Origin of the sequence: Streptomyces sp. NPDC052042 (assembly GCF_044548345.1) — a bacterium.
Classification (GTDB): domain Bacteria; phylum Actinomycetota; class Actinomycetes; order Streptomycetales; family Streptomycetaceae; genus Streptomyces.
Genome location: NZ_JBIUBU010000006.1, coordinates 213,780 through 224,912 on the forward strand (window position 1 = coordinate 213,780; position 11,133 = coordinate 224,912).

Here is an 11,133-nt window from a genome sequence, read left to right on the forward strand (position 1 = left end):
CACGCCTGGTCGCACCGGCTGCGCACACGCAGCACTCCGCGCGGCAGAGAGCGCTGGCCGGGCCCGTCCGCCGGTGCCTCGACGCAGTCCGTTCCGGACGTCAGCCGCGTGTGTTGCACTTCACCAGGCCTTCGGCGACGGCCGGGCCGTTCCATGACCGGCCCGGGAAGGCTGCGGCGGTCGATCGACACGGCCCCGTCCCCGTACTCGTCCCACCGCCGCAAGGAGGTTGGCTGGTCGTTGTGGTGGGGTGGGGAGGAGACAGCGAGGCGGACTTCATGTCCAGAGCTGTTCACCGAGAGTCCCGGCGGATGCGGCGCCGGGCAGGACGTAGGCCACCGCCGAGGCCCGGTGTTGGAGGAAGGGGTTGAGGGCGTCGCGGGCGGCCAGGCGGTTCTGGACGCGGATGAACTGATCGGGGTCGCGCATGAAGGCGCAGAAGAGAAGGCCGCGATCGGTCGGGCCGTCGTCGTAGCTGTAACTGCGGCGGAGCATACGGGCGCCACGGTCGAAGCGGGGACTGGCGAGACGCACGTGGGCGGTGGCGGGGATGAGGTAGGAGCCGTCGGGATTCTTGGCGTAGATGTCCGGCTCGTCATGCTCGGCGGTGCCGCTGAGGGGGACCCCGTCACGGGTACGGCGGCCGACCATCTGGTCGCGCTGGCGCTCGGGGAGGGCCGCGAAGCCGGTGACGTCCATGCGGATCTTGCGGTAGATCAGAACGGTGCTGTTGCGGTGGCCTCCGAGTGGGCCCCACACCCACCGCTCGGCCGCCGCTTGATCGGGGTTGGCGGTGCCGTCTTTGGAGCCGAACAAGTTGCGCGGGGTGGTGCCCGGGGCCGTGTGGGGCAGGAAACCCGACTGGGTCCAGCGCGGTACGGCGCCGACGGCATGCGCGGCCGTGCCGACGAGTTCGGCGACGACGGTGAGGGTCCAGCGGTCGACTGCGCACAGCTGGACCAGGAGGTCGCCGTTGCTGCGGCGCGGGTCGAGGCGATCGCCGGAGAAGCGTGGCAACTCGCCGAATGAGGCGGGAACGTTGAGCCCGAGGCGTGCGGCGAGGGCGGGGCCGATGCCGACCAGGGAGGTGAGCCGGGTCGCGGCGCCGCCCTGGAGTCGCGGGTCCGGCGGGGTGTCGGAGGCCGAGGTGGCGAGCGTGCGGGTCAGCGCGCCGAGGACGTTGCGCAGGGTCTTCCGGTCGGAGGCTGCGGAGGTCTGCGGGAGGTCGAAGGAGAGCAGGTGCGTCGCCGGTTGCTGGGGGCCCAGAACACCCGCCTGTCGGGGGCCGTGGAAGGGAATCGCGGACTCGGTCGGCGGAGCACCGGTGGTGGCACGGCCGGCTGTCCGGTCGTCTCTCACCAGTTCGTCGGCCGCCGCGCCGACCCCGGCGGCGAGCACCGCTCCGCCGACGAGCAGGGCCCGGCGCCGCGCTAAACCGGTTGCCGCGGATCGGGACGGATCCTGCGCATTTCCCTGTTCGGTGGGCATACGCCTATTGGAGACGATAAAACATCTGCCATGCAAATCCTGTGTACAGAAGGCCCGTTGACCCGCCCGGCAGTCCCGGCGGCGGTGTTCCGAGCGGCGCTGCGTCTGTCGGTGCCGGTGGTCTCGGTCGCGTTGGCGGCCACCGGGTGCTCCGCAACGGGGTCGACGCCCGCCGATGCACGGCATCCGGCCGGGAGCGTGCTGCGCGTTCCGCAGGACTTCTCCTCGGTGCAGCAGGCGGTGGACGTCGCTCGTGAGGGCGAGACGGTGCTGATCGGCCCGGGTGTGTACCGGGAGAGCGTGCGCGTCACCAAGCCCCGCGTGGTACTGCGTGGAACGGACCGCAACAAGGTGGTCTTCGACGGCGGTGTGCGTCTGGCCAACGGCATCACCGTGACCGGCGCGGGCTCGGTGGTCGAGAACCTCACCGTGCGCGGCTACCTCGCCAATGGCGTGCTGTTCACCGGCGTCACCGACGAGCGGTTGCAGCAGCGCGGCGCCGGCGGCTCCGCCTACGACCCGCTGGACACCGCCCGCTTCCCTGCCGTCCGGGGCTTCCGCGCGACCCGGGTCACGGCGTACAACAACGGTCTGTACGGCATCTACGCCTTTGACGCGCGCGACGGCGTGATCGAGGACTCCTACGCTTCCGGGCACGCCGACTCCGGCATCTACGTCGGCCAGTGCAAGCCCTGCGACACCGTCGTCCGCGGCAACACCGTGGAGCGCAACGCGGTCGGCATCGAACTGACCAATGCCTCGGACCGCCTGTCGGTGCTGGGCAACCGCGTCGTCCGCAACCGGGTCGGCGTCACGATCAACTCCAATGACCTGGAGGCCCTCGCCCCGCAACGCGGCGCGCTGATCGCGGGCAACGTGGTCACTGACAACAACGCCGCCGACACACCCGAGCAGGCGGACGGGGGATTCGGCATCGGCATCGGCATCGGCGGCGGCACCGGGAACCGTGTCCAGCGCAACCTGGTCCGGGGCAACCGGGCGGCCGGGGTGGTTGTCACCGACCCGCCGGGGCATCCGGCGAGCGGCAACCGCGTCGAGGGCAACCGCGCCACCGGCAACGGCGTCGACCTCGTGTTGGCTTCCGCCGAGCGCAGCAACTGTTTCGCGGGCAATCGGCCCGCCACCCAGAGCCCGGACGGCCTGGAGGGTCGCGCGGGCTGTGGCACCCGCCGTCGGGGAGCGCTGCCCGGCGGCCGGACGGCGTCGGTGCAGGCACCGCCCGGCGTTCCGTTCAGCCAGGTGCCGGCCCCGCCCGCCCAGCCGTCCATGCCGGACCCGACGGTCCCGGGCAGACCGGCGACCGGCCTGCCGGGGGCCGTCGACCCGGCCGCGTACCCCCTCCCGAAGGACGCGGACGCGGTACCGCACTCGCGCTGAGCACGCTGCTCCGGTGGGCTCGTCCCCGGTCGCCGTGCCGCTGTGACGGGTGTGTCGAGGAGGGGAGTCGGCACCCGTGGAAGCCGGGGTGCATCGGCACGGAACTGTCAGCCGGTGGCCCACGGCGCCTCGGGGAGCTTCGCGCGGCCATCACGTCCGAAGAACTCCACGGTGGTCGGGGTGCCCAGGCCCGACATCCGCATCGTCACCCGCCGCAGGCCGCCGTCACCGTCGACCCAGTACGTCAGCGGTGACCGTCCGCCGTCGGGCCCCGCGCTGGGTGTGGCGCCCTGGGCGCGCGGCCCGGCGAACCGGTCGTAGCCGCGTCCGTCGATGCGTTCGTGCTCCAGCCAACGAGCCCCGGACTGCGCGAGCAACAGCGGGTTGTCGGGACGGTCCGCGCCGAGCCCGATCAGCAACTGGAGCCCGGCGTCCAGGGGATCGGTCGTGTAGGAGCGCGCGGACCAGCCCGAGCGCGGGATGTGCTCGGCCTGCTTCCAGGGCGGTCTGTTGTCGCCCTCCGGCGCGGGGGCCAGGCCGAGGCCGCCGGTGTCCCAGACGATCAGCCCGTGGTCGAGCTGCCCCGCAGCGGGCCCGGATCCCCCGGAGGATCCGGCGGCCCCGGTGACCTGGTAACTCCCCACGGCCCGGTGGTTTCGGTAGTCCACGACCCCCTTGACCCGCACCACCACTCCGCCACCCTCGGTGGCGGTGAGCGTCACCGCCACGGGACTGGCCTGGTACAGATTCAGCCGCGACAGGGCCAGTCTGGACGCCTCCTCCATCGTCACCGGCCGCTCGGCGGCGGTGTCGTCGGAGAGGGTCCGATAGGCGGCCAGGCCGCCCACTGCGGCGCCGCACGCCGTGATCCCGATCAGTGTTCTGAACCAGAGGGCCCGACGCGGCGTACGGCCGTCGGTCTTCCTCTTCCGAGCCATGCACTCGCCTTCTCTCGTCGGTCGGTCACACAGGAGGGCGGGTTCGCGAACCGGTGGTCCGCGAACCCGCCCGAGCCGGCCCGGAGGGTCACCGGTGCCGGTCGCCCCGCTCCGGGGCTACTGCCGCTCCAGGCAACGTTTGCCCCGTCGCGGCGCTCGTGGGCTAGTGGTGCTGTGCCCTTCGCCTGCGCATCAGTACGACCAGCGCCGCGCCGAGCACGGTGAGCGCGGCGCAGCCGGCCAGGGCCAGCGAAACCATCTGGCTCATGCCGGTGGACGCCAGGCCCGAGTTGGGTGCGTGGCCCGGTGCACCGGGCGCACCCGGTGCGCCCGGAGCCCCCGGCGTACCCGGTTTGCCCGGTGCGCCTGGTGTGTCCGGCGTCGTCGGTGTCGGTGTCGGTGTCGGCTCGGTGTCGGGCAGCCGCTGGTTGACCGCTGTCACCGAGACCCCGTCGTCGAGGTTGTCGGAGGTGAGCACCAGCGGTCCGAACACCGGCTCGTCCGGTTCCGCGTACCCTTCGGGCGGGCTGACCTCCTGCCAGTAGTACGTTCCCGGTGCGCCGGTTCCGCTGCAGAGACCGTCGGTCCCGGTCGTGCAGGGCTCGCCGACCGGCGTATCCGGCTCCGCCCCGGTGGTCTGCAAGTCGTCGGAGCCGTTCGTCTCCTTCCACAGCTGGAACTTGGCCCGGGCCAGCGGTTTGCCGTCCTGGTCATGTTTGATCAGGCGCAGCGCACCCTCCTGTTGCCGGAAGCCGAAGTCGTAGGTGTGGTCGTTCTCCCCCGGCCCGCCGGTGGTCAACGTCCGCTCCGGGAACTTCGCGTCGCGCGGGACGATGCCCTTGGAGTCGATGAAGTGGTTGTCGCCGACATCCGCGTCGGTGGGCACCCACTGGTGGAGCGGTCCGCCCTGGGCGTAGTCGGCCGGTTCGTCGATGCGGATGGTGTACTTGGTCCTCGGCTGGAGGCCGCCGGTGACGTTGGAGTCGTCGAAGTAGTACTCGCCGCGCGCCGTCGTCTCGGTCGTCCCGACGAGCTTGCCCGACTCGTCGTACAGGTTGACGGTCGCGCCCACGACCGGGCGCTGGCCCGGGTTCTGGATGCCCTTGCGCTCGGGGTCGTACCAGACCCGGTTGCCGATCTGGAGCGGGGCCTGGTCGCAGAGCACCTCCAGGTCCCCCATCGAGGCACCCTTGCCGAACGGGGCGATGCTCCCCGGTGGGTTGAGGCGCAAGCCGAGCTTAGGGTCCTGCTTGCCGTCGCGCTTCACGAAGGCGGTGCCGTACCCGAAGGCGGTGCCGTCGGGGTCGAAGCCGGCGGTCGCGATGGTGTCCTCGACCCTGGAGAGCGCCATGCCCGCGAAGGAAGCGTTGTGGTGGGAGCCCATCCGGCTGTTGTCGAAGAAGCGGGTGCCGCGGGGGGAGAGCCCACAGCCGTTGTTGGTGTCCAGCACGTACACGCCGTCGGCCAGGCATGCCTTGTTCAGGTCGCCTCCGGCCATGACGTTGGCGACCGAGGCGGGCGTGAGTGCGGCCGGGGTGCGGTCGCCGAAGCGGTCGCGGAAGGCCAGCAGCATGGAACCATCGGACTCGAAGTCGATCTCGCCCAACTGCGGTTCGGGTTGGGCCAGATAGGACTGGCATGCCTGCCCGTTCTGGGAGGTCGGGAAGGTGTTGGTCCAGGGGAACCAGCCCGCGCCGTCGCACGGGGGCCCGCCGACCGTGGACTGGCGCGGATAGTCCAGCGGCTGGTCCAGCACCGGCTTCTCGAACGCTCCGGTGGCGAGGTCGAAGGGAATGACCACCGCACTCAGGTCCGAGACCTTCCCGGTGGACTCGCCGGAGCACACCCCGCCTACGTAGCCGACGCCGTCATGCAGTCCGAGGCCGAACGGGCGCCAGTCCACCGCCGCTGGACAGCCCGGGTCCGGAATGGCGGCGACGGCCTTCGGCGCCGCCGCGGTCGCCACCGTGGCGTCGTAGCGGTAGAGCTTGCGGTTGTTGAGGTTGACGACGAACAGGTCCCTGCCGTCATCGGTGATCTTGATGCCGCCCAGGCTCTCCTTGCCGGGCACGGCGAGGAAGGCGTCGTCGGTGCCCGATCCGTGCGCGGTCGTTCCCGCGTCCGGGACGACGGTGAACAGAGTGGTCTTCTTCTGCGCGCGGTCGGTCACGTAGATCCCGCCGGCGCCTCCCGGACCGTAGTCCGTGGTGCGCTTGGCCAGCGCCGAGGAGAACACACGCTTGTCGGCCTTGTTCCACGCGATGCCGAACAGCGTGCCGGTCTCGGCGTTGGTGGCGATGTCCGTGACGTCGACGCCGACGCCGTCCTGGCCGCGTGCGTCGTACGGGAAGGAGACCAGTGTGCGCTGAGCCGCGCCCTCGCGTGTGGCGGTCTGACACGTCGTCACCAGCGTGGCGTTCTTCTGGCAGTAGTCCCCCGGACTCCACAGCCCGGTGGTGTACGCCACGTTCTTCCCGTCGGAGAGGTCGACGAACTCCTCATTGCTGCTCAACTGGTTGGGCGCACCGTCCAGTCCCTGGCGCGAGGCGAAGGCCGGGAACAACACACCCGGCTTCGGATTCACCACCTGTACCCGATACGTGCCGCTGGTGGTCTCACCGGCCGTCGGGGTCAGTGTCACGGTGCCGTCGGCCGCCGTAACCCCCTCGGTGCCCACCCCGGCATCGTCGGTGAGGGTCACCTTGACGCCCGCGATGCCCGGTTCGAGTGCGGGCGTCCACACGCCGCTGGTGTCCACGGCCCGGATCACCCGGACCGTCACCGATCCGTCCCCCGCCTGCGAATACGCCGAAGGCGCCATGGCTAACGAGCCACTACCGATTCCTAAAGCGAGCGCGGCCACGCAGCCAACGGTGCGGCGACCGAGCAAGCCCGGTCGTCGCCGACGCGGCTCGGGCGCGGCTCCCTTCACTTGTTCACTTGTAGAAGTCATCCCCTGCTCTCAGCGTTCAGAAGGGCCTGTGGCCCTGCTCGTGAGGGAGTATTAGAGATGCGGAGAACCGCCTTGCCGCGATCTTAAAGGGGCTTTAGGCAAGATCGTGGCGGAATGACGAACTCGTCCTCCACCAAACCGTCATGCAACGCCTTCTACGCGCATTGCGGGCAGGACGGCCAGGTGGCGCGGTGGCGAGCGAGGCTCGCACGTCTGTCGCACCGGTCGCCGCAGAAGCGGATGTTCTCCAGGTTCCGACCGAACTCGACGATGGTACGGCCACCGTGATCGTTCGCTGGATGCGCACCGTCAGCCGCAGTTCCGGCGAGCGCCCAGGGTCGCCGTACCGCATCGCCCCTCACGGCGCCACGCGGGTGAAGGCTGAGCGACTGGAAGCGTCCGGGCCCAACGCAGCCTGTATGAGCAAGCAGTTGGCAGCGTGGCCGGCCGAGACGGCCGTGTTCCTGACCTGGACCGCGCCCACGCGTGGGACGAAGCCGACGCCGTGATCGGCGGCGCGGACACCCGGCAGAACTCTCTCCGGTTCTTCTGGACGGGGCAGAAGCCCGCGCACGAGCTACTGCCCCAACTTCTTCTTCGCCCTGCGGAGCGAAGAAACCGGCGGGGGCGTCGCCGTCGTACCCATGGCTTTCGAGATCACCCGGGCGGGGCGGGAGCCCGCCCGGGACCAGGACATCGAAACGTGCGGCAGCGGGGATGAGCGGCGTACGCTCGGCCGGCGTGGCGGCCGGACCCGTGCATGACGGTCGGCCGGCTCCTCCAACGGTCAGCCCGCAAGGCGCTCGACAACGCACGACGCGGACGCGGCTTCAGCGGTCGAACAGGCCGGGATTCTCACGGACGTATTCGGCCACCCCTGAAGCAGGCCGCCCGGTGACCTGCTCGACCCCTTCCGCCTTGCGGTCGTATCGGTTCTGCGCGTGGAGGCGAGCCATGGTGGTGATGTGCTGGAAGACATGGTCGGGCAGGCCCAGCGGCCTGAGATCGTCGTCGATCCATTCCTCCAGGGGAACGTTGGTGTACCCGACCGGTCGGCCCAGAGCTGTGGAGACCTCCGCCGCCATGGCGGCGACGCCCTCCGAGCGCGGGCCGGTCAGTTCGTAGACCCTGCCGATGTGCGGGGCCGGGTCGGCCAGGATCTCTTCCACGACCGCGGCGACGTCACCGGCCGCCACAGGGGAGGATTTCGCCTGGCCGAAGGGCAGTCTGATGGTCCCGTGCTTCGCGATCGAGGAAAAGCCGACACGGAACAAGGGATTTTCCATGAACACCGTGGGCCTCACCTGGACCACGGGCAGGCCCGACCAGTCGAGCACCTGCTCCACCAGCCACTGCTGCCACTGCTGCACGGACTCGGAGGTGCTGGTGAGATCCATTTCGGAGACAGTCAGCTGCGACATGTTCACGAACGCTTCCAGGCGCCCGTCCGCACGCGCGACGGCCGCCACCGTCACGGCGGCCTGCAGATACTGTGCCGACACTCCCATGCCGAAGTACACGCGTGCACAGCCTGCCAGGGCATCGGCGACCTCGCCCGCGCGCGTCAGGTCTCCGACGACGACCTCGGCACCGGTCGCACGAAGCGCCTGCGCCCGCTCGTCGTCGCGACGCACCATGGCTCGAACGGGCAGGTCCCGTCGCCGAAGGCCTTCGACCACGGATCGTCCGACAGCGCCGACGCTGCCCGCCGCGCCCGTCACCAGAACGGGCGGCGCGCCGACTTCTCGGGTGCGGTTCATAGGGGCAGCCTGCGCTGCGCACCACCACGACGCAACCGGAGCCCGACGGACCTCGCCGCTGCCACTTCCATCGGCTCGGACGACGTGAACAGCACACTCAACCAGCCATGCGCTCAGTAGCCAACGGAAACGCGAAGCCGCACCCGGGGGCCTTTACCCGGTCGGCCAATATTTCCCTGGTGGGTGAGGAGAGCACGCTGGTTGACGTCGCCGAGGGCGTGGAGCCGGTCGCCGTCGACGCCTCGGACCAGGCAGGTGGTGTCCACGTCCAGCCACGAGCCGGACTGGCCGCGGGCCGATCCGGGCCACGGTATTCGTCCCCGGTGTCAGCCCGCCATCGGCAGGCTTCTCCGCGACGGCACCGCGTTGAGTTCGTCCACGGCCACCGCCTCCCCGCTCTCCGCGTCGACATAACTGACACGGACGATCGGGTCGTCACCGGTGTCGCGCCCGGCCGTGGCGTCGAGTGCGAACACCACCACGACCGGGCGTGCGTTGGCTCGGTCCCCGTACACCCCCGAGTACTGGAGAATGCGCCAGCCGTCGTCCTCCCAGTGGTCCAGCAAGGCGGACCGAACCACTGGTGCGGCGGCCTGCCAGGCAAGGGAGTTCTCCAGCAGCTCCACGCTCGCCGCGACCGGCACCTGGTCCCTCCCGACGGTGCCGAGAAGCGGGTGGCCGAAGACACGCAGCCTCGTCCGGCGCAGCGGCAGCAGCCACCACCGGTCGAGGTCGGCCGAGAGGGCGAGCAGAACCGCCGCCGCCCCGGCCAGGAAGGCGAAGGCACCGACAGGCCGGTCGATGAGCGCCGACCACCAGGTGCCCTGTGTCACCGCAACGGTCGTGCCTCCGATGAGCACCACGGCCGCCCGTGCGAACGCCCGCCAGGTGAGGGGGAGGTCGTCACTGGCCGAGCAGCCGCAGGAGGACTCCGGTGCCACGGCCCGGCCGTAGCCGAGGTAGCCGAGGAAACCCGCCCCGAGGACCGCGGCTGCGGCCCCCGGCACCGGGCTCGCGGGGGACGCCAGCAGACCTGCGGCGATCAGGAGTTCACCCGCACCGGTCGCGCGCAGCATCGTCGTGGCCCGCTCACTGCTGCGCAGCATGCGGGCCAACGCCGTCTTCGGCGCCTGCCGTGCGGTGTCCCGGCTGAACACCTTGACCGCTCCGGTCCACCCGAGCAGGCCTGCGAGGACCAGTGGGGCGAGGCTCGTTGTCAGTGACGGCATCTCTTCCTCTCTCTGTCCTCGGGCCTGCGTCAGTGCCCGACGGAGATGCGGACGACGTCCACGGAGTTGTCGGACGGCCGCCAGGCTCCGAGCACCTGGGCGTGCTGCCCGATGCGCAGCCGGGACAGGTCGGACGTCAGTGCGCGACCGGCGTAGGAGGCGCTGGCGTCCGGGGCGACATGGCCGACCAGTTCGTGCTGCCCGTGGGCGAGGTGCAGTCGGTTCTTGGCGATGCCGCGAATCCGCGTGTCCAGGTTCACGATGTTCACCCAGACCGCGTCGGCCGCCACGGTGCCGTCGGGCATCTTGACGCCGCGTGCGTAGAGCCCGTCGCCGACCTCGATCACTTCGGCCGTGGTGGCGCGCACCTTCCACACGCTGGTCACGTTGGTCATCTGCACCCGGGAGTGACCGCCGTTGGATCCGGCCACCTCCAGGATGCTGCCGGTGATGCCCGTGATGCGGCCCTCCACAAAGGTGGACTTGGCCATCGCGGGGTCGAGCGAGGGTTCGGCGGCGAATGCGGCCTCGGCGTCGAGGCCGCCGAGCGCGCTCGCCCCGATGATGGTCGCGCCGCCGAGGGCGGCGTTGGTGAGGAAGCGCCGGCGGCGCATCCCGTCGGACCGGTCGTGTCGTACGGTCATGTCGGCGCTCCTCACTCGTAGATGTAGACCGGTAGCTTGCCCGAGCTCAGGTTGCCGATCGCCGAGAAGGCGGCCGGGGTCAGGTCGAGGACGCGGTTGGTGCGGCAGGTGCCATTGCAGCAAGTCGCCTCGCCGCACCACTCCTTGGTACGCGGGCCACAGTCGGTGATCGTGATGCACACCGTCGCGCCCGAGCACTGGTGCTTGACGTTCATCACCGCGCCGCAGCCGCGTCTGGGAATGTTCTCGCCGCAGAGGTCGGGCCGGGTGATGTTCCAGCATGCTTGTGAGGCGTTGGGCCACGCACCGTGGTGTGCGCCGGACTGGCAGGTGCCGCAGGCGCCGCCGCCGGCACTGGAGCATGGCCCCCAGGCGTTGCCGCAGCAGAACCAGCTGGCTTCGCCGGCCCACAGGCTGGTCGATCCGCAAGCCATTGTGTTCCTTTCTCTGAATTGACGCATGCATGACAATTTTGAACCAGTGGCGCCCGTCGCATCAGGGGCACCCGCGTTCCAGCCGAGGATGGTCGCGCGTGCGAAGCAACTCAATGATGCGCGTGGACAAGCCCGTTGTACAGACAGCCACCGACCGGAGCGGATTGACGAACGGCATGTGGAATCAGTGGAACGGCACACGGGGCAGGGGCCTCGTCCAAGGGGGCAGGATCCCCCGCACACCAGGAACGCACACCGGGAAAGCACATCGGGGACGCACACCGGCGCC

The 11,133-nt window shown here is 70.4% G+C and carries 10 protein-coding genes; 3 read left to right on the top strand and 7 right to left on the bottom strand.

Features of this window, described 5'->3' with window-relative positions:
- Positions 1-276: 276 nt before the first annotated feature.
- The gene (locus tag ACIHCL_RS13710; RefSeq protein WP_399860971.1) at positions 277-1,488 is read right to left on the bottom strand and encodes a Dyp-type peroxidase; all 1,212 of its coding nucleotides are present in this window, start codon (positions 1,486-1,488) and stop codon (positions 277-279) included.
- Positions 1,489-1,545: 57 nt separating this feature from the next.
- Here ACIHCL_RS13710 and ACIHCL_RS13715 point away from each other — a divergent pair, with 57 nt between their 5' ends.
- Positions 1,546-2,886, top strand: coding sequence for a right-handed parallel beta-helix repeat-containing protein (locus ACIHCL_RS13715; RefSeq protein WP_399860974.1), 1,341 nt, complete (start codon positions 1,546-1,548; stop codon positions 2,884-2,886).
- Between the two features lie 107 nt (positions 2,887-2,993).
- Here the strand turns inward: ACIHCL_RS13715 and ACIHCL_RS13720 are convergent, their stop codons facing one another.
- A complete protein-coding gene (locus tag ACIHCL_RS13720) occupies positions 2,994-3,824 on the bottom strand; it encodes a hypothetical protein (RefSeq protein ID WP_399860977.1) in 831 nt (276 codons plus the stop codon).
- 163 nt (positions 3,825-3,987) lie between these two features.
- Positions 3,988-6,606, bottom strand: coding sequence for an SdrD B-like domain-containing protein (locus ACIHCL_RS13725; protein WP_399860980.1), 2,619 nt, complete (start codon positions 6,604-6,606; stop codon positions 3,988-3,990).
- A 362-nt stretch (positions 6,607-6,968) separates the two neighbouring features.
- Here ACIHCL_RS13725 and ACIHCL_RS13730 point away from each other — a divergent pair, with 362 nt between their 5' ends.
- On the top strand, positions 6,969-7,286 hold the full coding sequence (locus tag ACIHCL_RS13730; protein ID WP_399860985.1) for a hypothetical protein: 318 nt from the start codon (positions 6,969-6,971) through the stop codon (positions 7,284-7,286).
- Between the two features lie 321 nt (positions 7,287-7,607).
- Here the strand turns inward: ACIHCL_RS13730 and ACIHCL_RS13735 are convergent, their stop codons facing one another.
- The 4 genes from ACIHCL_RS13735 to ACIHCL_RS13750 form a co-directional block, all read right to left on the bottom strand.
- Positions 7,608-8,498, bottom strand: a complete 891-nt coding sequence (locus ACIHCL_RS13735) for an NAD(P)H-binding protein (protein ID WP_399860988.1) — start codon at positions 8,496-8,498, stop codon at positions 7,608-7,610.
- 365 nt (positions 8,499-8,863) lie between these two features.
- Positions 8,864-9,766, bottom strand: a complete 903-nt coding sequence (locus tag ACIHCL_RS13740; RefSeq protein ID WP_399860991.1) for a MauE/DoxX family redox-associated membrane protein — start codon at positions 9,764-9,766, stop codon at positions 8,864-8,866.
- Between the two features lie 29 nt (positions 9,767-9,795).
- Positions 9,796-10,410, bottom strand: coding sequence for a cell wall protein (locus ACIHCL_RS13745; RefSeq protein ID WP_399860994.1), 615 nt, complete (start codon positions 10,408-10,410; stop codon positions 9,796-9,798).
- Positions 10,411-10,421: 11 nt separating this feature from the next.
- Positions 10,422-10,625: an RlpA-like double-psi beta-barrel domain-containing protein gene (locus tag ACIHCL_RS13750; protein WP_399860997.1), complete on the bottom strand. Its 204-nt coding sequence runs from the start codon at positions 10,623-10,625 to the stop codon at positions 10,422-10,424.
- Between ACIHCL_RS13750 and ACIHCL_RS13755 the strand changes: the two genes are divergently transcribed.
- Complete coding sequence (locus tag ACIHCL_RS13755; protein WP_399861000.1) at positions 10,615-10,866, top strand: hypothetical protein; 252 nt, start codon at positions 10,615-10,617, stop codon at positions 10,864-10,866. The genes ACIHCL_RS13750 and ACIHCL_RS13755 overlap by 11 nt on opposite strands.
- Positions 10,867-11,133 lie beyond the last annotated feature (267 nt).